This window comes from Gammaproteobacteria bacterium, assembly GCA_015709635.1.
Lineage (GTDB): Bacteria > Pseudomonadota > Gammaproteobacteria > Burkholderiales > Nitrosomonadaceae > Nitrosomonas.
The window spans coordinates 2,536,497-2,560,027 of sequence record CP054180.1 but is presented as its reverse complement, the minus strand read 5'-3'; the positions used below and the strand labels follow the sequence as shown (position 1 = coordinate 2,560,027).

General features: G+C 47.1%; 22 protein-coding genes and 6 tRNA genes. 21 read left to right on the top strand and 7 right to left on the bottom strand.

The annotated features are described in order from the left end of the window. Positions 1-6: 6 nt before the first annotated feature. Positions 7-2,805 (bottom strand): isoleucine--tRNA ligase, encoded by a 2,799-nt coding sequence (ileS, locus tag HRU78_12210; protein ID QOJ24312.1) that lies wholly within the window; start codon positions 2,803-2,805, stop codon positions 7-9. Positions 2,806-2,824: 19 nt separating this feature from the next. Then, positions 2,825-3,796, bottom strand: coding sequence for a bifunctional riboflavin kinase/FAD synthetase (locus HRU78_12205; protein ID QOJ24311.1), 972 nt, complete (start codon positions 3,794-3,796; stop codon positions 2,825-2,827). Between the two features lie 168 nt (positions 3,797-3,964). On the opposite strand from HRU78_12205, the gene HRU78_12200 reads away from it, so the two are divergent. Both HRU78_12200 and slmA read left to right on the top strand, forming a co-directional pair. Then, the gene (locus HRU78_12200) at positions 3,965-5,002 is read left to right on the top strand and encodes an IS5 family transposase (protein ID QOJ24310.1); all 1,038 of its coding nucleotides are present in this window, start codon (positions 3,965-3,967) and stop codon (positions 5,000-5,002) included. Between the two features lie 294 nt (positions 5,003-5,296). Continuing rightward, positions 5,297-5,899: a nucleoid occlusion factor SlmA gene (slmA, locus tag HRU78_12195; GenBank protein ID QOJ24309.1), complete on the top strand. Its 603-nt coding sequence runs from the start codon at positions 5,297-5,299 to the stop codon at positions 5,897-5,899. Here the strand turns inward: slmA and moeB are convergent, their stop codons facing one another. The 4 genes from moeB to gpmA are packed head-to-tail and all read right to left on the bottom strand — an operon-like array spanning position 5,900 to position 10,195. Beyond that, positions 5,900-6,676, bottom strand: coding sequence for a molybdopterin-synthase adenylyltransferase MoeB (gene moeB, locus HRU78_12190; protein QOJ24308.1), 777 nt, complete (start codon positions 6,674-6,676; stop codon positions 5,900-5,902). Positions 6,677-6,687: 11 nt separating this feature from the next. Further along, positions 6,688-8,133, bottom strand: a complete 1,446-nt coding sequence (locus HRU78_12185) for a S41 family peptidase (protein ID QOJ24307.1) — start codon at positions 8,131-8,133, stop codon at positions 6,688-6,690. Between the two features lie 49 nt (positions 8,134-8,182). Beyond that, on the bottom strand, positions 8,183-9,427 hold the full coding sequence (locus tag HRU78_12180) for a peptidoglycan DD-metalloendopeptidase family protein (GenBank protein ID QOJ24306.1): 1,245 nt from the start codon (positions 9,425-9,427) through the stop codon (positions 8,183-8,185). 18 nt (positions 9,428-9,445) lie between these two features. Beyond that, a complete protein-coding gene (gpmA, locus tag HRU78_12175; protein ID QOJ24305.1) occupies positions 9,446-10,195 on the bottom strand; it encodes a 2,3-diphosphoglycerate-dependent phosphoglycerate mutase in 750 nt (249 codons plus the stop codon). A gap of 294 nt (positions 10,196-10,489) precedes the next feature. Here gpmA and HRU78_12170 point away from each other — a divergent pair, with 294 nt between their 5' ends. The 9 genes from HRU78_12170 (at position 10,490) to HRU78_12130 (ending at position 15,865) form a co-directional block, all read left to right on the top strand. Beyond that, positions 10,490-10,924, top strand: a complete 435-nt coding sequence (locus tag HRU78_12170) for a rhodanese-like domain-containing protein (protein QOJ24304.1) — start codon at positions 10,490-10,492, stop codon at positions 10,922-10,924. Between the two features lie 9 nt (positions 10,925-10,933). Beyond that, the gene (gene grxC, locus HRU78_12165; protein QOJ24303.1) at positions 10,934-11,191 is read left to right on the top strand and encodes a glutaredoxin 3; all 258 of its coding nucleotides are present in this window, start codon (positions 10,934-10,936) and stop codon (positions 11,189-11,191) included. A gap of 79 nt (positions 11,192-11,270) precedes the next feature. Beyond that, a complete protein-coding gene (gene secB / locus HRU78_12160; protein QOJ24302.1) occupies positions 11,271-11,708 on the top strand; it encodes a protein-export chaperone SecB in 438 nt (145 codons plus the stop codon). A 32-nt stretch (positions 11,709-11,740) separates the two neighbouring features. Further along, positions 11,741-12,223 (top strand): SH3 domain-containing protein, encoded by a 483-nt coding sequence (locus HRU78_12155; protein QOJ25046.1) that lies wholly within the window; start codon positions 11,741-11,743, stop codon positions 12,221-12,223. Further along, on the top strand, positions 12,220-13,212 hold the full coding sequence (locus HRU78_12150; GenBank protein QOJ24301.1) for an NAD(P)-dependent glycerol-3-phosphate dehydrogenase: 993 nt from the start codon (positions 12,220-12,222) through the stop codon (positions 13,210-13,212). Before HRU78_12155 ends, HRU78_12150 begins: the two co-directional genes overlap by 4 nt. Before the next feature lie 236 nt (positions 13,213-13,448). Beyond that, positions 13,449-13,721, top strand: a complete 273-nt coding sequence (locus HRU78_12145; GenBank protein QOJ24300.1) for an HU family DNA-binding protein — start codon at positions 13,449-13,451, stop codon at positions 13,719-13,721. 15 nt (positions 13,722-13,736) lie between these two features. Continuing rightward, positions 13,737-13,812 (top strand) — tRNA-Val (locus HRU78_12140). 18 nt (positions 13,813-13,830) lie between these two features. Beyond that, positions 13,831-13,907: transfer RNA gene (locus tag HRU78_12135), tRNA-Asp, on the top strand. A gap of 71 nt (positions 13,908-13,978) precedes the next feature. Next, positions 13,979-15,865 carry a SurA N-terminal domain-containing protein gene (locus tag HRU78_12130; GenBank protein QOJ24299.1) on the top strand — a complete coding sequence of 629 codons (1,887 nt, stop codon included), beginning with the start codon at positions 13,979-13,981 and terminating at the stop codon, positions 15,863-15,865. Between the two features lie 23 nt (positions 15,866-15,888). On the opposite strand, the gene fabI is transcribed toward HRU78_12130, so the two are convergent. Continuing rightward, the gene (gene fabI / locus HRU78_12125) at positions 15,889-16,674 is read right to left on the bottom strand and encodes an enoyl-ACP reductase FabI (protein QOJ24298.1); all 786 of its coding nucleotides are present in this window, start codon (positions 16,672-16,674) and stop codon (positions 15,889-15,891) included. A 136-nt stretch (positions 16,675-16,810) separates the two neighbouring features. Here fabI and HRU78_12120 point away from each other — a divergent pair, with 136 nt between their 5' ends. The 10 genes from HRU78_12120 (at position 16,811) to rplK (ending at position 23,530) form a co-directional block, all read left to right on the top strand. Then, positions 16,811-19,003 carry an ABC transporter substrate-binding protein gene (locus HRU78_12120; GenBank protein ID QOJ25045.1) on the top strand — a complete coding sequence of 731 codons (2,193 nt, stop codon included), beginning with the start codon at positions 16,811-16,813 and terminating at the stop codon, positions 19,001-19,003. A 14-nt stretch (positions 19,004-19,017) separates the two neighbouring features. Next, positions 19,018-19,995, top strand: coding sequence for an ABC transporter permease (locus HRU78_12115; GenBank protein ID QOJ24297.1), 978 nt, complete (start codon positions 19,018-19,020; stop codon positions 19,993-19,995). A gap of 192 nt (positions 19,996-20,187) precedes the next feature. Then, a tRNA-Tyr gene (locus HRU78_12110) sits at positions 20,188-20,272 on the top strand. Positions 20,273-20,357: 85 nt separating this feature from the next. Beyond that, a tRNA-Gly gene (locus HRU78_12105) sits at positions 20,358-20,431 on the top strand. 44 nt (positions 20,432-20,475) lie between these two features. Continuing rightward, positions 20,476-20,550, top strand: a tRNA-Thr gene (locus tag HRU78_12100). Between the two features lie 51 nt (positions 20,551-20,601). Next, positions 20,602-21,792 carry an elongation factor Tu gene (gene tuf / locus HRU78_12095; GenBank protein ID QOJ24296.1) on the top strand — a complete coding sequence of 397 codons (1,191 nt, stop codon included), beginning with the start codon at positions 20,602-20,604 and terminating at the stop codon, positions 21,790-21,792. Positions 21,793-21,852: 60 nt separating this feature from the next. After that, positions 21,853-21,928 (top strand) — tRNA-Trp (locus HRU78_12090). Between the two features lie 145 nt (positions 21,929-22,073). Continuing rightward, positions 22,074-22,418 carry a preprotein translocase subunit SecE gene (secE, locus tag HRU78_12085; protein ID QOJ24295.1) on the top strand — a complete coding sequence of 115 codons (345 nt, stop codon included), beginning with the start codon at positions 22,074-22,076 and terminating at the stop codon, positions 22,416-22,418. A 21-nt stretch (positions 22,419-22,439) separates the two neighbouring features. Next, positions 22,440-22,973, top strand: a complete 534-nt coding sequence (gene nusG, locus HRU78_12080) for a transcription termination/antitermination protein NusG (protein QOJ24294.1) — start codon at positions 22,440-22,442, stop codon at positions 22,971-22,973. Between the two features lie 125 nt (positions 22,974-23,098). Further along, positions 23,099-23,530, top strand: coding sequence for a 50S ribosomal protein L11 (gene rplK, locus HRU78_12075; GenBank protein ID QOJ24293.1), 432 nt, complete (start codon positions 23,099-23,101; stop codon positions 23,528-23,530). The last annotated feature ends 1 nt before the right edge of the window (position 23,531 follow it).

Below are 23,531 nucleotides of genomic sequence, written 5' to 3'. Positions count from 1 at the left end.
AGGGCATTACGCAAAGTGCCGTTCTTCGCCAGCGCCGTAAAGATTGGTAATGCAGCGTGCGCACAAAGTAGGGTGCTCGGTATGCTGGCCGACATCCCGGCGATAATGCCAGCAACGCTCGCATTTGGTGTGAGTGCTGGATACCACAGCGATGCCTTCCGGTTGCGTATCGTCAGCCTGGGTTAAACGCACTTCGGAAACGATCAACACGAAGCGCAAGTCATCGCTGAGCGCATTGAGCACAGTGAAATCTTCTTTGCCAGCACGGATTTCGACGATGGCCGCCAATGAGGAACCGATTTCTCCTTGTGCACGTGCGTCTTCCAGTTTTTTTAGCACTTGTGAGCGCAATGCGCGTATTTCCGCCCAGCGCTGCTGCAATGGCGCGGTATCCGCTTGCGCCGGGAAGGTATGCCAGGTATGCAACAGCACGCTATCGTTGTTATCTCCTGTCAGATGTTCCCAAACCTCTTCCGAAGTAAAGCTCAGAATCGGTGCAAACAGCCGCACCAGACTATGCGCGATATGGTGCAGCACCGTTTGAGCCGAGCGGCGCGGCAGGCCTTGGGTTGCTGCCGTATATAAGCGATCCTTGAGGATATCGAGATAAAAGCCGCCCAAATCTTCGGAGCAGAAATTGTGCAATTTATGCACCACTTGATGGAATTCATAGCGCTGATAGTTTTGCGTCAAATCATACTGAAAGCTTTGTGTCAACGCCAGCATATAGCGGTCGATTTCCAGACAATCCGTGGCGGCAACTGCATCGGTATGCGGATTGAAGTCCACCAGATTGGCCAGCAAGAAGCGCAGCGTATTGCGGATACGGCGGTAGCTTTCCACTACCCGTTTGAGAATTTCTTCGGAAATGGAGAGCTCGCCCGAGTAATCGGTCGAAGCAACCCACAGCCGCAAAATGTCGGCGCCGGAAGTATCCATGACTTTTTGCGGTGCAATGACATTGCCTTTGGATTTGCTCATTTTGTGGCCGCTGCCGTCTACGACAAAGCCGTGCGTGAGCAAGGCATCGTACGGTGCGCGTCCGTCGATGGCGCAACCGGTCAGCAGCGAAGATTGGAACCAGCCGCGATGCTGATCGGAACCTTCCAGATACAAATCGGACGGAAATTTGAGCTGTGCATCGGCTTTCACCACGGTATCGTGTGTAGTGCCGGAATCGAACCAGACATCCAATGTGTCGGTCAGTTTTTTATACTCGATGGCTTCGGCGCCGAGCAATTCGGCCGCATCGAGCGCAAACCAGGCTTCGATACCTCGCTGCTCCACCTTTTGCGCTACTTGTTCAAGTAACTCAAGCGAACGTGGATGCAATGTGTGAGTGTCTTTATGCACAAAAAAAGTCATCGGCACGCCCCAATTACGCTGGCGGGACACGCACCAGTCCGGGCGGTTTTTGATCATCGCTTCCAGGCGTGCTTGGCCCCATGCCGGAAAGAATGCGGTGGATTCGACCGCTTGCATGGCCAGATCGCGCAAAGTTTTTGTCTGTGTCGTAGAATCGGCGGTATTGTGCAGATTCATACCGATGAACCACTGCGGTGTTGCGCGGAAAATGATGGGGGTTTTATGCCGCCAGCAATGCGGGTAACTATGGTCGATTTTTTTCAGGCAAAACAAATGATCGCTGTTTTTGAGTGTCTCGATAACGACATCGTTAGCTTTCCATACCGAAAGTCCGCCCACCAATGGCGTGCCGACGGTAAATTTGCCATCGCCAGCGACTGGACTTTCGCTCGGCAAGCCGTAATTCTGCCCGACAAAATAGTCATCCAAACCATGTGCGGGTGCTGTGTGCACCAACCCGGTACCGGCTTCCAAAGTGACATGCTTGCCACAGATGATTTTTACCGTGCGCGGCTCGAACGGGTGCTGCAGCGGCACATGCTCCAGTGCTTTACCCTTGCAGGTAGCAAGGGTCTCACCGGCAAGATCGTAGCGCGCCAGGCAGCTTTGTTTCAATTCGCTGGCAAGTATCAGCAATCCGCGTGCTGTTTGAATCAATTCATAATCGAAATCAGGGTGTACGCTGACTGCTTGGTTGGCGGGTAGTGTCCATGGTGTGGTGGTCCAGATAATGGCGTAAGCTTGCGCATTCTCAGGGATCGTGATGGCAAAAATACTGCCTAGTGCTGCCGCTGCGGAAGCAACGGAAAATCCGACATCGATTGCCGGTGAAGTTTTGTCTTCGTATTCCACTTCCGCTTCGGCCAAGGCGGAGCCGCAGTCGATACACCAATTGACCGGTTTTTGTCCTTGATACAGATAGCCGTTCTGATAAATTTTTCCCAATGCGCGGATAATGCCGGCTTCGGTTTTGAAATTCATCGTGAGATACGGATTATCCCAGTCACCCAGCACGCCCAGACGGATGAAATCGGCTTTTTGACGCTCGACTTGTTCCTTGGCAAAAGCACGGCAAAGTTCGCGCACTTTATCGGCAGGCAGATGCTTACCGTGTTTTTTCTCGATTTGGTGCTCAATGGGCAGGCCGTGACAATCCCAGCCGGGCACGTAGGGCGCATCAAAGCCGGCTAGTGTTTTGCTCTTGACGATGATGTCCTTGAGGATTTTATTGACGGCATGACCGATGTGAATGTCGCCATTGGCATAAGGCGGGCCATCATGCAGAATGAATTTGGGGCGTCCTTTGCTGGCGGTGCGGATTTTTTGATACAGATTTTTTTCCTGCCAGGCTTTCAGCATACCCGGTTCGCGGCTGGCCAGATTGCCGCGCATCGGAAACGGTGTGTCGAGTAAATTGAGCGTTTTCTTATAATCAGTCATGAAAGTTACGATGAATTAGTTAAAGGACGTTGCACATGCTATTGGAATGGATTGGAGTCGTCGTGAAGAAGCTTTTAGCTTGGGCGACATCTTGCTCGATCTGCCGGATGAGTGTGTCGATATCCCTGTATTTTTCTTCATCGCGCAATTTGTGCAGAAAATTAACTTGCAAATGCTGTCCGTAAATTTCTTGGTTGAAATCGAACAAATGCACTTCCAGCACAGGCTTGCCATTGTCATGCGTTGTCGGCCGCACGCCCAGACTGGCAACACCAGGCAGTGGAGTGACGGGCGAAGCATAAATGGCACCGCAGACCGAAACGGCGAAAATTCCCGACAACGGCGGACGATTATGTTTCAGTTGAATATTTGCGGTCGGAAATCCAAGTTGTTTGCCTAACTTATCCCCATCGACTACCCGTCCGCTGATGCTGTAGGGTCTGCCGAGCAATTTCCCGGCTTTATTCAGATCGCCACTGGCCAGCGCTTCACGTATCGCGGTACTGGAAACGCGCTGACCGTCGATAGTGACGCTCGGCGTGGCTGCGACGGTAAAATTATTTTCCGCGGATAACGCTTGCAACATGGCAAAGTCACCGGCGCGGCGCGCGCCAAAACGGAAGTCATCGCCTACCAGCAGCCAGCGTACGGCAAGTTCCTTTTTCAGGATGTCTGCGATAAATTGCTCCGCGCCGATTCTGGCAAAGTCATAATTGAAACGGCAAATGTGGATACAATCAACTTCCGCTTGGATCAAGCAGGTTAACTTTTCCCGCATGCTGGTCAGACGGATAGGCGCTTGGTCAGGAGCGAAAAACTCGCGCGGATGAGGCTCGAAAGTCATGACACAGGCAGGAAGTCCTAATCGGCTGGCGGCATCTTTCAAACGAGAAAGCATGGCTTGGTGACCGAGATGGATACCATCAAAATTGCCTATGGTTAGTGCGATCGGTGTTTTAGCACCGGATGACACCCTTCGCCACGTATGCATGCGCTCGAACCCAAAAAAGTAGCAATTCTAGCGTGTTTGAGGTGAACAGGTCTAGTTTGCATTGCGTGGCTGTGTACGTTGAATTCAAATAAGGGTACCTCGAAGAACCTCCCTTTACTGGTTTTTAGTAAAATCACAATATCATGAATTTTGTAGCTGCCCGACCCGATGAAACTGCGTAGCGCCATTAAGACCGACCTGTTTGCTGAAGAACACCACCGCCAGAAGATTGACTCGCTGGGGGACCCATTGGCTGATATCGAGTCGCACATTAACTTTTCGGCATTGGCGGCCAAGGTTGATGCGATTGCGCCGCGGTTGGTCAGTCCTCAGGGAGGGCGTCCGCCGTACCCCACTGAAACGATGGTGCGTATTCTGGTGTTGAAGCGGCTGTACAACCTGTCAGACGAGCAGATGGAGTACCAGTTGCTCGATCGCATGAGCTACAAGCGTTTCTGCGGACTCGCGAACGCAACGAACATTCCGGACCGCACTACGGTATGGACATTTGAGAACCGGATTGGTGAAGCGGGTGCGAAGGCGTTGTTCGATGGCGTGTCCTCGCAATTATTGAAGAAGGGCTTCATCGCACGGGGCGGCCAGATCATCGACGCCACGCTGGTGCCTGCGCCCAAGCAACACAACAGCCGTGGCGAGAAGGAACTGATTGAGCAAAGTGCGACGCCCGCTGACTGGAAGCCTGCGAAGCGGCGCCAGAAGGACATCGACGCGACTTGGACGAAGAAGCATGGCAAGAGCATCTTCGGCTACAAGCTCTCGATCAACATCGACAAGAAGTACAAGATTATCCGCAAGATCGAGACCGACACTGCCAGCACGCACGACAGTCAGGGCTTCGACACCGTCTTTGATACACTGAACATGAAGCGGGACGTGTATGCCGACCGGGGCTACCCATCCGAGGCGCGCCAAGCCTGGCTCAAGGAGAACGGCTTTCGCAACCAGATCCAGCGCAAGGGCAAGCGGAACAAGCCGTTATCCGAATGCCAGCAGCGGCGCAATCACCGGATCGCCAAGACTCGTGCCCGTGTCGAGCACGTCTTCGCCGCCATCACGCAGATGGGCGGCAAGATAATCCGCACGATCGGTGAGAAGCGGGCTAGCTTCGCTATGACGATGATGGCGGCCTGCTACAACCTGAAGCGGCTTGTTTATTTCCGCAAAGCCGGAATTAAAGCCTTCTGACGCCCGAATTGGGACGAATCGCCGAAGCCCAAGGCGATTCGAGGCAGACACGGGGCAACACCGCATTGGAAATGCCGTAATTTACCGAAGAAATCGAACCAAAATCGCTCGCCTACATCGTTGCGCAGCAGGATTCACCAAAAATCCGGGTTATTAGAGGTGCCCATAATTATAAATACTTACTGGAAAGAATGACGCATGGAGAATTAGTGATGGGATAGATTAGTACTCGCGCTGGTTTATTAATTTCGTTATATTTCTGCAATCGTTTTTGTTATGTTTGCGGCCAAATAATTGAAACATTCGAATCAACCAATCAAACCAAGTGAAAGAGAGGATCGAATCTTGCAGGCGCTGGCTTGTTTGCTGGAACATCCGCACAGAATTAAAATTACCACGGCTGCGTTGGCAAAGCAGTCGGGAATCTCGGCATCTGCGATCTATCGCTGCTTTTCCAATAAGTCGCACATGTTTGCGGCTTTAATTGAATTTATTGAGAAGACATTGTTTGTACTGATCAATAAAATTCTGCAAGAAGAACAGTCGAGTACCAAACAGATTGAGAGCTTGTTACTGCTATTATTAGGTTTCTCGCAAAAAAATCCGGGCATGACGCGGATTCTGATTGGCGATGCGCTAGTGAATGAGCATGATCACTTGCAATCGCGCATCCAGCAGTTGCATGATCGTCTTGAAGCTACTTTTAAGCAAGTATTACGATTTGCGGTCAGTGAGCAACAATTGAAACTGGACGCGGATATAGCAGCGCAGGCGAATTTGCTCATGTGCTTTGTGATTGGCCGCTGGTATCAGTTTGTAAAAAGTGAATTCCGGCGCGATCCGCTGGCTAATTGGGAAGTGCAACGGTTGATTGTGCTGCCGCGTGAGCTACTTTAGTTACTCATTGCATGTATTCTTTACTGGCTGCTGCGACCGGCACACGGGGCAAGCAGGATCTTTGTTTAGCCGGATGGAGCGCCAGTTCATTGCGAGACTATCTAACAGAAGCAGGCGCCCATTCAGATTTTCGCCAATATTCAGCAGAATTTTGAGTGCTTCCGCCGCTTGCATGCTGCCGATGATGCCGACTACCGGTGAAAATACGCCCATGATGGCGCACGGCATGTCTTCCTGATCGCCGTCAACGGGAAATAAGCAGTGGTAACAAGGGCTGTCGTCATGGCGTAAATCAAACACGCTGACTTGGCCGGAAAACTGCACCGCAGCACCGGAGATCAGCGGTTTTTTATAGGTGATGCACGCTTGATTAACGTCATGACGTGTACTGAAATTATCACTGGCATCAATGACGGCATCGGCTTGCGGCACAAGTAACGACAGTTTCTCAGCATCGACGCGTGCTTGAATGGCCGTGATATCGATTCCGGGATTGACTCTGAGAAGCGCTTGTTTAGCCGATAGCGTTTTTTCCATACCGATGGAGCCGCTGTCATGCATGATCTGACGTTGCAGATTGGTCAAGTCAACCTGATCGCCATCGCAAATCGTCAGCTTGCCAATGCCGCTCGCCGCAAGATATAAGGCGGCGGGAGAGCCTAATCCGCCGGCGCCGATGATTAATACATGAGATTGATTGAGTTTTTCCTGCCCCGCAATGTCAATTTGCGGAAGCAGGATGTGACGGCTATACCGCAGTAACTGATGATCATCCACAAGCCTTGTGATTAGCTTTCGCTTTTCTCAGTCTGTTTTTTCTCAGGTGATGCGATAATGCCTTTGAAGTAATTCATGGCTTGCTTCAGCAAAAGATCTTCCTCGGAGCCGAATTCCATGGGTGCTTTATTTTTGTCTTTGTTTTTCTTCTCTGCCTTTTCTTTCTTCTCTTTTTTCTCGCCGGTTGGTTTCAGTGCTGCTTTTTCAGCTTCGGAAGCAGCTTTTTTCTCCGTTTTTTTGCCATTCGACAGGTGTCGGTTTAAATCTGCTTCCCGCAAACGTTGCTCATCACCGCTGTCGGCTTCGTCCAGAATGTCGGGCGTAATACCTTGTGCCTGGATAGATTGACCATTGGGCGTGTAATAGCGCGCTGTCGTCAGTTTGATCGCGGTATTGTTTCCCAATGGCAGAATGGTTTGCACCGATCCTTTGCCAAATGTTTGCGATCCCATGACGATAGAACGTTTATGATCCTGTAAGGCGCCTGCAACGATTTCCGATGCGGAAGCAGAACCGCCATTGACCAGCGTGATCATGGGTACCGTTTTAACTTCGGCAGGCAATCCTTTCAGATAATCTTCATCCGGTCCGCGCAAATAATATTCCGGGTTGGCGTGCAATTTCATTTTGGCATCGGGGCTGCGTCCTTCGGTGTAAACGACCAAAGCATTTTCCGGCAGAAAAGCGGCTGATACGGCAACGGCGCCGTTGAGTAATCCACCCGGATCATTGCGCAGATCCAATATCAATCCTTTCATCGTACCGTTACTTCCGGCAAAAAGTGTTTTGATGGCTTGCGCCAGATTCTCGCCGGTTTGCTCCTGGAATTGCGTGATGCGGATATACGCATAACCGGGTTCGATCATTTTCGATTTAACACTTTGGATTTTGATGATGTCGCGCACCAGATTGAAAACCAGCGGTTCCGTTTCTCCTTCCCGTACAATCGTGATCTTGATCGAGGTATTGGGTTTGCCGCGCATGAGCTTGATTGCATCGTTCAGTGTCATCCCCTTGACGACAGTATCATCCAATTTGACGATCAGATCACCGGTTTTAATTCCTGCACGGAATGCCGGTGTGTCTTCAATCGGCGATATGACTTTTACGACACCGTCTTCCATCGTGACCTGAATACCTAATCCGCCGAACTCGCCTTGAGTGCCAATTTGCAGCTCTTTATATTCGTCTTTATCGAGATAGGAGGAATGCGGATCCAGTCCGATCAGCATGCCATTGATAGCTTCGGTAATCAGCTTTTTGTCTTCTACCGATTCGACATAATCGCTTTTGATACGCCCGAATACCTGTGCAAATGTCCGTAATTCCTCGATGGGTAGCGGATGAATTGCCTCAATATTATCTTTCTTGGCAATAGCGGAGAAATTCAAACTGAGCATTATGCCAGCGATTGCACCAACCAGAATTAAACCTGTTTTTTTGATTACGTTACTCATTTTGCTATCTCCGCACTGGTCAAATTTATGTAAATGGCTGCTGCTCTGTTCATTCTATTTTTATCCACGTCAACGGGTCAAACGGCTTTCCCCCGTGACGAAGCTCAAAGTATAGGCCTGAATCGGTATTTCCACTGCTATTTCCAACAGTTGCAATCGTATCGCCACCGCGAATAGTATCGCCTACTTGTTTGTGAAGTGTTGCATTATTGCCATATAGGCTCATATAGTTGTTTCCATGATCCAAAATTATCAAATTACCGAAACCTCTCAGCCAATCCGCAAATACGACTCGACCCGCGGAAATCGCTTTAACTTCACCACCATCCGGTGACTGTATAAATAAACCTTTCCATGTCACATGCTTACCTGCACGTTGACCACCAAATGTGTTTACAAGTTTCCCGCGCACCGGCAAATTTAATTTGCCCTTTAATGTTGAAAATGCGACACCAGTAGCGGAAGTATCAGGAAGCTTGTTGTTAATTACTGCATCTTTGGATTTTTCTTGAACAAGTAGTTGATTAATCTCATTTACTAAGTTTGTTAGGCGCTTTTCATCTTTTTCGAGCTTATTTAATTCTTGTTGTTGCTGGCTGATTTGATTGGATAATTGCACGAGGATCGTTTTGTGCTTGGCTTTCTCTTGTTCAAGTTTTTTGCGCTGATCGAAATATTCTGCCTGGATAACGGCAATTTTGTCTTTTTTTTGACGGCTGACTTGCGTCAGAGTTTCAATTTCATTCTGATTATGCTGAAGATTTTTGATGCTATTGGCGCGAGCTTGCGAAAATTGCTGGTAATAATAAACATCGCGCGCAATCTGGTGGGGGTTTTTCTGATTCAACACCAATCGCAAGTAATCTTGTTGTCCACCGATATATTGCTGATAGAGCAATCTGTCTAACTGGCTCCGCTCAATTTCAATTTCATCGCTTATTTTTTTGTGCCGTATTTGCAGCAATTTGTATTCTTCGACAGCTTGCCGGTCATGCTCGATAAGTTTAGCCATTTTTTGCGCAATGCTATTGATAGCACGCTCCGTATCCTGTAATACATTTGTTGTATCTTGTTTTAGCGCTTCTTTATCTACCAAGTCCTTTTGCAGCGACTGGATGCGCTCACGCAGTAGCTTGAGATTTTCCTGGTTGTTCGCAAATGCCGTTGGTGAGCAAAAAAGAATCAGAGTGCAAGCTGCTAGTGCTGATCGAACGCGTTTTGTATGGATTAAATTAAACGTATGAACTTCCGGATAGATGAGTTTTATTCGAAATAGTGTACAAGCTACACCCATTTTTGAATAAATGAACATTTAAGCCGACGATTTACCTTGGTTGGCTACGTTTTGCATCGCTTCCTGAATTTCAGCCGGGTTTCCGAGATAGTAACTCCGTATCGGTTTTAGATTGTCATCCAATTCATAAATCAGCGGGATGCCGGTCGGGATGTTGCAGTTTAAGATATCTTCGTCAGAAACATTATCCAAATATTTAACCAGCGCACGCAAAGAATTACCGTGTGCTGCGATGATGACACTTTTGCCTGCCTGAACTTGTGGTGCGATAGTTGCGCTCCAATAAGGTAAGAAGCGTGTGACTGTATCTTTCAGACATTCTGTCAGAGGGATATCGCCATGCGCCAAATTTTGGTAGCGCGGATCAGCGCCTGCATAGCGGACATCGTCAACGTTTAACGCCGGCGGTCTAATGTCATAGCTGCGCCGCCAGATGAGGACTTGTTCGTCGCCATATTGCGCTGCGGTTTCCGCTTTGTTCAACCCTTGCAGTGCGCCATAGTGCCGTTCATTCAAGCGCCAGGTGTGTTGTATGGGAATCCACATTTGATCCATTTCGTCCAGCACAATCCATAAGGTGCGGATGGCGCGTTTGAGGACAGATGTATAAGCAATATCGAATGCGAATCCGTGTTCGCGTAATAGCCGACCGGCATTTTGAGCTTCCTGTATGCCTTGGGGCGTTAGATCAACATCTGTCCAGCCAGTAAAACGGTTTTCTTTATTCCAGGTACTTTCTCCATGCCGCAGGAGAACAATTTTCTTCATATTGATCTTTTGATAAAAGGGGGATGAGTTTCGTCAAGCAGATTAAGAATGTTCGTATTTTATTATATTTTTGCTAATAAACACAGCATTAGACTGATTCTTTTACGACAAATAAACCGTGAGTGTTTTTTTCATGAAAATAATAACGAATTCTGTTTTTTTATTCTGGCATATAAGTCTATGAGCATAAAGCTACTATACTGCAGTCAATTGTCCGGAATTAAGAGAATCCCTTAATTTTTTAGTTTCTGATAAAATCAGCGATTTGAAAAAATCGAATAAAATAAAGCGAATATGGAATTATCATTATTTCAAGATCATTTTCTTCTCAGGTTAGAGAACCTGCTCTTCGTTATTACGGCTGTCATCAGTGGCGCAATGCTGTTATGGTCGATGTTGACGCAACGTGGTATCAAGGAAATCGATACGCGTACCGCGGTACAGCTGATAAATTACCAGGATGCTGTGGTGCTGGATGTGCGGGATGACAGTGAATTTGCCGCAGGTCATTTGCCAAACGCTAAACATATACCGGCTGAGAAAATTGAGGAGCGTTGGACTGAGTTGCAAAAATTCAAGGAAAAGCCGATTGTGGTGATCTATCGGGGCGGTATCCGATCCAACAATGCCAGCCTGGTTTTAAAGAAGAATGGCTTTTCCCAAGTAGTGAATCTAATGGGGGGTATTGATTCCTGGAAGCGTGCCGGTCTGCCAATGGTTAAGCGATAGAGGAAGTAAATGCCCAGAGTTATCATGTATACAACAGGTTTTTGTCCTTATTGCAGGATGGCGGAAAATTTATTGCGTGCAAAAGGAGTACAGGAAATTGAGAAAATCCGTGTTGATCTTGAGCCGCAACAACGTATTGAAATGATGGGAAGAACGGGGCGGCGTACCGTTCCGCAGATTTATATCGGTGACAAGCATGTTGGCGGGTATGATGATCTGGCGCAGCTGGATCGCGAAGGCGAATTGACAGTTTTGCTGGCGACTTAATCAAGGGATTATGGTTGATGCGATAGCAATTTGTAAATTTAAGTTAGCTTTTTAATTCACTATTGGATAAGGTCAATATATGAGCGAGCAACAGCAACCGATTTTTGCTATAGAAAAAATCTATGTGAAAGATTTGTCCTTGGAAATCCCCAATGCACCGAATATCTTTCTGGAAAGAGATACACCGGAAATTAATCTGCAGCTTGGAACAAAGAGTCAAGGGATCGATGAAGGATTATACGAAGTGCTGCTAACGGTAACGGTTACTGCAAAGATAAAGGACAAGATCATGTTCTTGGTTGAAGCTCAGCAAGCAGGGATTTTCCGTATCCGCAATATACCCAATGGAGAAATAGATCCGGTGTTGGGAATTGGCTGCCCCAATATTCTCTTTCCTTATTTGCGTGAAGTGGTGTCCGATGTCGTGACGCGCGCCGGGTTTCCACCGGTTATTCTCAATCCGGTTAATTTTGAAGCTATTTATCAGCAGAAAAGAGCGGAAACAAAACCTAATTAAGGGAAACTGCGAATATGGAAGTGAAGGTGGCAATGAAGAAAAGCTCGCTGATTCGTTCATACTGGTTAAAAAACAGAGTCGGTATTTCGCTGATTGGTATGTTGTTGTTTCTTCCTGGTTATACGATCGCTGAAATCGAGTTTCTCTCAATTGCTGAGAGTGCCGTTGTGATGTACGACGCACCATCGCTTAGAGCTGACAAACTATTTGTGGCCGATCGCCATCTTCCGGTCGAAGTTGTGGTGGATGTTGATGGTTGGGCTAAAGTGCGTGACAGTAGCGGAAGTCTTGCATGGGTTGAGAAAAAGGCTCTAAGTCCGCAACGTTATGTCGTCGTGACGGTACCTCTGGCCAGCATTCACAAATCAGCCGATATGAACTCGGAATTAGTGTTTCAAGCCGAGGAAAATATTGTCTTGGAGTGGTTGGATTCAAATAGCAATGGCTGGGTAAAAGTGCGTCATTCCGGCGGACAAACGGGTTACGTCAAAGTCAATCAGGTTTGGGGGTCATGAAAATTGCTGTACTGGGTGCGGGTGCATGGGGTTCCGCTTTAGCAATTAGTCTGTCTACGCGCCATCTGATTCATTTGTGGACAAAAAATCCTGATCATGCCATTGACATGGATCATCAGCGAATTAATCAAGCGTACCTGCCGGGCTACTCGCTACCTGAATCTTTGAAGATTACTTCAATACTTACCGAGGCATTGAGTGGTGCCGATCTGGCATTAATAGTTGTTCCTGTTGCTGGTTTGCGTGACACATTGCGGGCTATTGTTGACTGTAAGATCAAGGTGCCGATCATCTGGGGATGTAAAGGATTTGAATCAGAAACCGCTTATCTGCCGCATCAAATTGCTGCAGAAGAATTCTCCGATCTATTGCCGCCTTGTGGTGTATTATCCGGTCCGAGTTTTGCGAAAGAGGTGGCGCAAGGCTTGCCAACCGCTTTAACGCTGGCATCTCAGGATGTTGATTTCGCACATAAAATGGCGATGGAGCTACATGGTGCCAAACTGCGCATTTATACCAGTCAAGATGTTGTCGGTGTTGAAACGGGTGGAGCGGTAAAGAATGTGATCACTATTGCGGCAGGTATCTCCGATGGCATTGGTTTGGGGCACAATGCCCGGGCGGCGCTGATTACGCGAGGATTGTTAGAGACTATGCGATTAGGGCTCGGCTTGGGCGGAAGTATGAAAACCTTCATGGGATTGGCAGGTGTTGGTGATTTAATCCTGACGAGTACCGGCGATTTGTCCAGAAACAGACAAGTCGGATTGATGCTGGCCGAGGGCAAATCGCTGGATGATATTTTGAGCACATTGGGACATGTCGCCGAAGGTGTGCATACAGCGAAATCGGTTTTGCAATTAAGTCAACGATTGGATATCGAAATGCCCATTACTCAAGCGGTTTGCGATATTCTGCATGGCGTGGTGTCAGCCAAGAAAGCGGTTGAGGTGTTGTTAAATCGCGAACAAAAGTCAGAAATTTATTAGTGTAGAATTCCTCATGGAAACTTAAGGTTGATTCTGTCTCTGTGGGTTAATTGTTTGTTTGTAATGATTTTTGTTGTTTTATTGAACAGATACTTCCTCTAAAATAGTTGATTCGCTTGATAAATGATGCAATGAGCCGACCTTAATTTGCTTGACCGGGCGTTAACAGCTTGATATAAGAACGGCTGCAGTACTTGCTTGTGATTTAATTACCATTAACTAAGAAGGGGAATTATATGAACAAATCCGAACTTATCGAAGCTATCGCAAAATCGGCTAAAATTTCTAAAGCTTCAGCGGGCAGTGCATTGGATGGTGCATTAACTGCAATAAAAGGGGCGCTTAAGAAAAATGAAAGTGTAACTTTGGTCGGATTTGGGACTTTTAAAGTAGGTACAAGAGCTGCACGCACAGGCCGTAATCCCCGTACGGGTGCTGCTATCAAAATCAAGGCAGCGAAGGTTCCTAAATTCAGTGCTGGTAAAGCGCTCAAAGATGCAGTAAACTAGCGCTCTTTTTTGACCGGGTGCTTAGCTCAGCTGGTAGAGCGTCGCCCTTACAAGGCGAATGTCGGCGGTTCGATCCCGTCAGCACCCACCAGTCATTTTGCTAGTTCTAGGAGTGGTAGTTCAGTTGGTTAGAATACCGGCCTGTCACGCCGGGGGTCGCGGGTTCGAGTCCCGTCCACTCCGCCAAATCAAGTCAGCTTGCAGCAGCAAATTCTTTAAAAGTGATCTTCACTATCTGACATTCATAGGTTCTAATTGTGTTTGATTTTGTCAACCGTAAAAAACGTATCGTTCAAGTCTTTATGGGCTTGTTGATATTGCCTTTTTTGTTCTGGGGTATTGAGTCGTATCGCAACACGGGAAGGGAGGGTTATGTTGCCGTTGTTGATGGCGAAGAGATTTCGCGGCGGGAATATGAGCAGGCGTTACGTGATCACCATGAAAGAATGCGCTCTATGTTGGGAGCAAATTTCGATAGTGCAATGCTGGATACTTTTGAAGTAAAAAATTCGGTACTTGAGAGGCTCATTCAGCAGCGGTTACTATACCGGGAGGCGGCCGGTAACGGTTTTACCGTTCTGGATTCGCAAATCGTCAAAACCATCCGGGATGTTCCGGCATTTCAGAAGGATAGTAAGTTTTCTAAGCAGCAATATGAACAGCTGTTGCGTAGTCAGGGTCTCACTCCAGCGATATTCGAGTCGCGCGTTCGTCAGGAGCTTTTGCTGCAGCAGTTATTGGACGGTTATAGCGATAATGCGTTTGCTCCCAAAGTAGTCGCCGAGAAAGTGCATTATTTAAGTGAAGTTAAGCGCGAAATCAGTCAATCACAGATTACACCCGAACAATTTTTAGCGCAGCTGCTGGTACCGGAGGAAACGGATATAGCAGCTTATTATGACAAGCATAAAGCTGACTTCGATTTGCCGGAACGAGCACGGATTGAATACCTGGTTTTGTCGCTGGATGCGGTGGCTAAAAATGAAACGGTTAGTGATGAAGCTGTCACTACTTATTTTTCCGAACATCAGGAAGAATTCGGTCAACCGGAAGAGCGCAAAGCCAGCCATATTTTGATCAGCGCAGCAGCTGATGCCACAGACGAGGAAAAGCAAGCAGCTAGAGAAAAAGCCACAGGTATATTGGAACAAGTTAAGCAAAGTCCGGAGCAATTTGCGGAAATTGCCAAAAAGAGCTCAGACGATCCTGGCTCGGCAATGCGGGGCGGAGATCTTGGATTTTTCGGTCGTGGCGTAATGGTTAAAGCTTTTGAAGATAAAATTTTTTCAATGCAGTTGGATGAGATCAGTGACATTGTAGAAACGGATTTTGGTTTTCATATCATTAAACTAACAGCAATTAAAGAAGAAAAGCGACCTAATCTGGATGAAGTGCGCGAGCAGATTGCGGATAAGCTCAAGTTGGAAATGGTGCGCAGTGTTTTTGGCGAGATAGCCGAAGATTTCAGCAACATCGTTTATGAACAAGGCGATAATCTGCAAGCCGCCGCAGAAAAATTTGAATTGCCTATTCAGCAAAGCGACTGGATCACGAAAAACTCAATGGATCCTGCAATTCTGAGTAATGACAGATTATTGTCAGCCATTTTTTCAGAGGATGTTATTACAAATCATCGTAATACCGAAGTCATTGAAGTGAAACCGGATACCTTTGTGGCTGCACGTATTCTTGAACATAAGCCGGCGACGACGCAATCCCTTGAAGTTGTCAGAGAACAGATCGTAGAGAAGCTCAGAAAGCAAATGGCTGAAGCGAAGGCCGTTGAAGACGGACGAGCAAAGCTCGTGCGCTTGCAAACGGGAGAAGATGTGAACGATGTTGCCTGGGGCGATGCAAAACAGATTTCCTATATGCAGCCGCTAGGGTTGGATCATGAAGCTTTGCGCATAGTTTTTAGCGCTGACACTCGCACATTGCCAGTCTATGTGGGGGCAGTCAATGCAAAGGGCGGATTTGATTTGATAAGGATTAATCGCGTTGTAGAACCCGAATCTCCGGAAAAAACAAAGCTGGATAGTTTTACCAAACAACTTCAGCAAATGATCACACAAGAGGAAATGTCCGCCTACTTAGCCGCTATCAGACAGCGTTATGATGTAAAGGTCAAGCAGGATAGCTTTTAGTAGTCGAATTTTTACTGTTGGGCCTAGTCATTGAGATTAAACGCAACCGTATTAAAGCCTGCATCCACGTAAGTTATTTCTCCGGTGATGCCGCTGGCCAGATCGCTGCATAAAAAAGCGGCAACATTACCGACCTCCTCGGTAGTTACATTGCGACGTAGCGGTGAAACCTTCTCGGTGTAACCCAACAATTTGCCGAAATTTCCGATGCCGGCAGCGGCCAGAGTTTTGATCGGTCCGGCAGAAATGGCGTTGACGCGGATTCCCTTGGGGCCCAAACTGGAAGCCATGAAACGGACATTCGCTTCGAGGCTGGCCTTGGCTAAACCCATCACATTGTAGTTCGGCATGACCCTGACTGCACCGAGATAGCTTAACGTTAAAAGAGCGCCGTTGCGATTCTGCATTAAAGGTAATGCCGCTTTGGCAAGCGCGGAAAAGCTATAGGCGCTGATGTCGTGTGCGATGCGAAATGCTTCCCGATTGACGCTTTCCAAATAATCACCGGTTAATGCCTCGCGCGGTGCAAAGGCAACGGAATGGATAATGCAGTCCAAGCTATCCCAATGTTTCTGCAGATTCTCGAAACAGAACGCTATTTCAGTATCGCTGGCAACATCGCAAGGAAACAACAGATTGCTTTCAAATTCGGCGGCTAGTTTTTCCACACGGCCACGGACATCTTCCCCTTGGTAAGTAAAAGCCAGCGATGCGCCTTCTCGTTTCATGGCTTTTGCAATACCGTAGGCAATAGACCGGTTACTCAGCAATCCAGTGATGAGGACGCGTTTATTTGCCAGAAATCCCATATTTTTTCCTTGTAAAATTGTACAAACTGGCGAATTATAGCTGAAGGCGAGGAAAGTTGGGGTTGTGTGAAGGAAGAGATGAAAAGATGGCGGAGTTTTTTGTTGTGTACGCGAATTGCATCGCATAATGTCGGTTATGTATAAGCTGAATATTTCATCATATCTGCTGTTGATTCTGGTTTTGCTGACGGCATGCGGTAAACATAATTGGAATAATCCTTACGCGCCGGAGGATACGGGGAAAAACATTCTTTACACGGTGTTCACTGAACGCCCGAAACATCTTGATCCGGTGCAATCGTACAGTTCCAATGAGATTCAATTCACCGCACAGATTTACGAACCGCCCTTGCAGTATCATTATTTGAAACGGCCCTTTGTGTTAATTCCCGCTACAGCCAAGGAAATACCCACGGTGAAGTACTTTGACGCAGCAGGTGATCAATTGGCGGATGATGCGGAAGCGAGCAGTATCGCCTACAGTGTGTATGAAATTTCAATTAAGCCGGGCATTCTTTTTCAGCCGCATCCGGCCTTTGTTCGCGATGCGCAAGGTAATGGATTATTTTATAACCTGAATCGACAGGAATTGGCATCCATACGAAAACTTTCCGATTTTTCCCAAACTGGCACAAGGGAATTGGTGGCGGAAGACTATGTTTATCAAATCAAGCGCCTGGCGCATCCAAAATTGCACTCGCCGATATACGGGCTCATGGCTGATTACATTGCGGGACTCCGGGAGTATGCCGAGGTGTTAAAACAAGCCGAGCGGAGGAATCAAGCGGAAGAAAAAACATTTTTAGATCTGAGAGAGTATCCATTGGCAGGGGGGCAAGTAGTTGACCGGTATACTTACCGTATCACAGTTATAGGTAAGTATCCGCAGTTTGTCTATTGGCTGGCGATGCCTTTTTTTGCACCGATTCCATGGGAAGCGGACCGTTTCTATTCACAGCAGGGATTAATACAAAAAAACATTACACTGGATTGGTATCCGGTGGGTACCGGGCCCTATATGCTGACCGAGAACGATCCCAATCTGCGGATGGTATTGGAAAAGAATCCCAATTTTCATGATGAATATTATCCCGCTGAAGGCATGCCGGGAGGCGAGGATGATAATTTGTTAGCGGATGCCGGAAAGAAATTACCTTTTATCGATAAGATATTGTTTGTAAGAGAAAAGGAAAGCATCCCGCGGTGGAATAAGTTCCTGCAAGGGTATTATGATGCCAGCGGTATCGGTTCGGATAGTTTTGATCAAGCCGTGCAATTGGTGGGACAAGGCGAGGCGATGGTTACCGACGCGATGGCTGAGCAAGGGATAAGACTGGAGACGGCAGTGGCGGCATCAACCTATTACATGGGGTTTAATATGCTCGATCCGGTGGTTGGCGGAGTTGATGAGAAATCACGGGAGGCGGCCAGAAAACTGCGGCAAGCGATTGCAATCGCGGTCGATTACGAAGAATTCATTTCAATTTTTGCCAACGGCCGTGGTATGCCCGCGCAAAGCCCAATTTCACCTGGTATTGCAGGCTATCGCGATGGTGAGGACGGTATCAATCCGGTGGTGTACGATTGGGTGAACGGTCAACCGCAGCGTAAATCCATTCGCGTTGCAAAGGCATTGCTTGCAGAAGCGGGCTATCCGGATGGCATAGATCAACGAACCGGTGCACCGCTCATTCTGTATTTTGATGTGACGGCGCGTAGCACTGAGGATAGATCCCGGCTTGATTGGATGCGCAAGCAATTCCAGAAACTAAATATCCAGTTGGTGGTGAGGAGCACCGACTACAATCGTTTTCAGGATAAAATCCGGAAAGGAAATGCGCAGATTTTTGAATGGGGCTGGAATGCGGATTATCCGGATGCGGAAAATTTCTTGTTCTTATTGTACGGACCGCAGCGTAAAGTAGGGAATAGTGGCGAGAATGCGGCGAATTATCACAATGCGGAATATGATCATCTGTTTGAACAGATGAAAAATATGGAAGATGGACCGCAGCGGCAGCTCATTATCGATCGCATGGTGGAGATCTTGCGCTTCGATGCGCCGTGGTTGTGGGGTTATCATCCGAAGGATTACGGTCTGTATCATTCTTGGTATCAAAATGTTAAACCCAACCGGATATCGAATAATAATCTTAAGTATTTCAGAGTCGATACTGCGCTAAGGGCGCAAAAGCGGCAGGAGTGGAATGAGCCCATCGTCTGGCCGATCGCATTGATTTTTGCTGCATTGGCAATAAGCATTATTCCGGCGGTAACGGCTTTCCGCCGGCACGAGAGCAGCATCGCGCTGCGTGCTTCTTCATCATGAATCAGTTTGGTTAAATGCTGAGTTATATTGTCAGACGTATCTTTTACGCAATACCGATTCTGATCGGTGTCAATCTCATCACATTCATTCTGTTTTTTGTCGTGAATACCCCCGATGATATGGCGCGCATGCAACTGGGTATTAAGTATGTAACACCGGAAGCAATTGAAAAATGGAAAGCGGAGCGGGGCTATAACAAGCCGCTGCTTTTCAACCACGAAGCGGAAAAGCTGGATAAGTTTGCCGATACGATTTTCTTTGAAAAATCGATCTCAATGTTTGTTTTCGATTTTGGCCGTGCGGATGATGGACGTGATATTGCGCAGGAAATTAAGTCACGGATGCTGCCAAGTATGGCGATTGCGTTGCCGGTATTTGTTCTGGGACTGATCGTGTATATCACGTTTGCGCTGTTGATGGTTTTTTTTCGTGCCACTTATGTTGATTTCTTCGGGGTGATACTGTGCGTAGCGCTGATGTCTATTTCCAGTTTGTTTTATATTATTGTCGGGCAATTTTTGATCAGTAAGCTTTGGCATTGGGTGCCCATATCCGGTTACGAAACGGGATTGGATGCTGCAAGGTTTTTGCTGTTGCCGGTTATTATTGGCGTAATCAGTAGCGCCGGATCCAATATCCGCTGGTATCGCACCATATTTCTGGAAGAGATGAATAAGGAATATGTGCGTACAGCCCGGGCAAAAGGCTTGTCGGAGCGTATTGTTTTGTTCCGGCATGTTCTGAGGAATGCATTAATCCCAATTTTGACCGGTGCAGTCGTCGTGGTGCCTTTGTTGTTTCTCGGCAGTTTGTTGGTTGAATCGTTTTTTGGTATACCAGGATTGGGCAGTTATACCATTGACGCGATTAACTCGCAGGATTTTGCAATTGTCAGAGCGATGGTTTTTTTAGGCTCAGTGCTTTACATCATAGGTTTGGTCTTAACCGATATATCGTATACCTTGGTTGATCCTAGAATCCGTTTGGCATAAAGCCAACAGTAAATTTGTTTATTGATTTCTTTTATCGGTTGTGAAAATTCAACTGCCCAGTGCGCATACAATCAAATGCGATCTGGGTTTTTACAAATGCTGATGATGCATCGGTTGCTGCTGGCATATAACCTGTCGTTAAAACAAGATTGACTTATGAGTGCAAAATATTCATAATTGCCCGTTTCGTTTGGAGGGGTTCCCGAGCGGTCAAAGGGATCAGACTGTAAATCTGACGGCTCTGCCTTCGAAGGTTCGAATCCTTCCCCCTCCACCAATTTAGTAAACGGTAAGAAAATTGTGAGGTCGATAGTTTGCTGAATTGATTAAAGGCTTGCGCTTCCTTGCAATTGGTGAATAGCGCGGGTGTAGCTCAATGGTAGAGCAGAAGCCTTCCAAGCTTACGACGAGGGTTCGATTCCCTTCACCCGCTCCAAATGAGAATTAGAAGGTAAACGGTAGAGGTTGTTGTTTATGCTTGCCCATGTAGCTCAGTGGTAGAGCACTCCCTTGGTAAGGGAGAGGTCACCAGTTCAATCCTGGTCATGGGCTCCATAGATTGTACGTAGGATTGTATGGTTAAAGCACGCAAAGGGGAAACAAGACATGGCAAAGAGTAAATTTGAGCGGTCGAAGCCACACGTAAATGTTGGAACGATAGGACACGTGGATCATGGTAAGACGACGCTAACGGCGGCGATTACGACGATATTGACGAAGAAATTTGGCGGAGAAGCGAAGAGCTACGATCAGATTGACTCGGCGCCGGAAGAGCGTGCGCGTGGAATTACCATTAATACAGCGCATGTGGAATACGAAACAGCGAATCGTCATTACGCGCATGTGGACTGTCCTGGACACGCGGATTATGTGAAGAACATGATCACGGGCGCAGCACAAATGGATGGAGCGATTCTGGTTGTATCGGCCGCTGACGGCCCGATGCCGCAAACGCGTGAACATATACTGCTGGCGCGCCAAGTGGGTGTTCCCTACATCATTGTATATATGAACAAAGCGGACATGGTTGACGATGCTGAATTGATCGAGCTAGTCGAAATGGAAATACGCGAACTATTATCCAAATATGATTTCCCGGGCGACGATACCCCGATTATTGTCGGTTCGGCACTGAAAGCACTGGAAGGTGATCAAAGCGATATCGGCGAACCCTCCATTTTGAAATTGGCGGAAGCGTTGGATAGTTATATACCGCAACCGGAGCGCGCAATTGACGGTGCTTTCATCATGCCTGTGGAAGATGTATTCTCGATTTCAGGTCGTGGAACGGTTGTAACGGGTCGCGTGGAAAGAGGGATCATTAAAGTAGGTGACGAGATAGAGATTGTTGGTCTCAAACCGACACTGAAAACGGTATGTACGGGTGTGGAAATGTTCCGCAAACTGCTGGATCAGGGGCAAGCGGGGGACAATGTGGGAATATTGCTGCGGGGCACGAAGCGGGAAGAAGTGGAACGTGGTCAGGTATTGGCAAAACCGGGCAGCATATCGCCGCATACCAAATTCACAGCAGAGATTTATGTGTTAAGTAAAGATGAAGGTGGAAGACATACACCTTTCTTTCCCGGTTATCGTCCACAATTTTATTTTAGGACGACGGACGTGACGGGAGCGATCGAACTGCCGGCTGGCACGGAAATGGTGATGCCTGGGGATAACGTATCGGTAACAGTGAATTTGATAGCGCCGATTGCGATGGAAGATGGATTGAGGTTTGCGATACGTGAGGGTGGAAGAACGGTAGGTGCCGGCGTGGTCGCAAAAATCATCGAGTGATTCTTGATACAATAATAATTGTTTTTTTGTAGTTTTAGCTTCGGATATATTGTAGTTAGAAGGCCAGTAGCTCAATTGGCAGAGCGTCGGTCTCCAAAACCGAAGGTTGGGGGTTCGATGCCCTCCTGGCCTGCCACACTAACGGATAGTATTCAAGTATATAAGCCTGGTATGGTTAAGGTTGTTGTCAGCTAAAAAGAATAGAATTTGACCGGAATTGAGGTTTAGTGAGTAATCAGAAGGTTATTCATGATTTTAAGAAATATAAGGATTCGATAGACGTGAATAAACTGAAGCTTGGGCTTGTATTTGTATTCATCATTGCCGGGATAGCGGGATTCATTTATTTAAGTGAAAGCGCTATGGTCGTGCGTATATTGTCAATATTGGCAGGATTTGTGTTGGCAGCAGTTATTGCGAGATTTACAACCCAGGGTCAGGATTTTTATGTGTTTTGCAGAGAAGCCTCTGAAGAAGCGAAAAAGGTAGTATGGCCCAGCCGCAAGGAAACACTCCAAACATCAGGAGTGGTATTTGCATTTGTCATTGCCATGGCGTTATTTTTATGGATGATTGATGCTGCCTTGATGTCACTTGTAAAAATTATGATGAATCAAGATGCTTGATCACATTTCTCAGAGGAAAGAATGAGTAAGAAATGGTATGTGATTCACGCTTATTCAGGTTATGAGAAAAGTGTACAACGTGCATTGAAGGATCGCATTGAGCGGGCTGGTATGCAGGATAAATTTGGCCAAATTCTGGTACCGGTTGAAGAAGTAATAGAAATGAAAAGCGGTCAAAAGAATATCAGCGAACGGAAATTCTTTCCCGGATATGTGTTAGTGGAAATGGAGATGTCTGATGATTCCTGGCACTTGGTTAAGAATACTGAGAAGGTGACAGGATTTGTCGGAGGTTCTGTTATGAAGCCTACTCCGATCAGTCAGAAGGAAGTTGATAATATACTTCATCAAATTCAAGAAGGCGTTGAGAAACCGAAACCGAAGATCCTATTTGAAATAGGTGAAGCTGTGCGCGTTAAAGAGGGACCTTTCACAGATTTCCATGGAAATGTGGAAGATGTCAATTACGACAAGAGCAAACTTAGAGTTTCGGTTTCTATATTTGGGCGGCCAACCCCCGTTGAATTGGACTTTAATCAAGTAGAAAAATCCTGAGTAGTTAAGAACATTTGTGTTTCTGAAGGTTGAACAAACTGAACCAAGAGTGCTAGGCGATATTTTTATCATTTGTAACCGGGGAGAGCGAGTGATCGTTCGATTGCACCCGACAGGAGGATGAAGTGGCAAAGAAAATTATTGGATATATTAAGTTACAGGTACCTGCGGGAAAAGCTAATCCGAGTCCGCCTATTGGTCCGGCATTAGGTCAGCGTCAGCTGAATATCATGGAATTCTGTAAAGCGTTTAACGCGGCTACGCAGAAAATGGAACCAGGCTTGCCCGTGCCCGTCATCATTACTGCATATGCGGATAAAAGTTTTACATTTGTAATGAAAACAACGCCAGCGTCGGTTTTGATCAAGAAAGCCGCTGGTATCGGTAAAGGAAGCTCTAAACCGCATTTGGATAAGGTCGGAAAACTAAGCCGTAGTCAAGCTGAAGAAATTGCCAAAACAAAAATGCCAGATTTGACTGCGGCGGATTTGGATGCTGCCGTGCGAACGATTGCAGGAAGTGCAAGAAGTATGGGCATAGAAGTGGAGGGTGTATAGA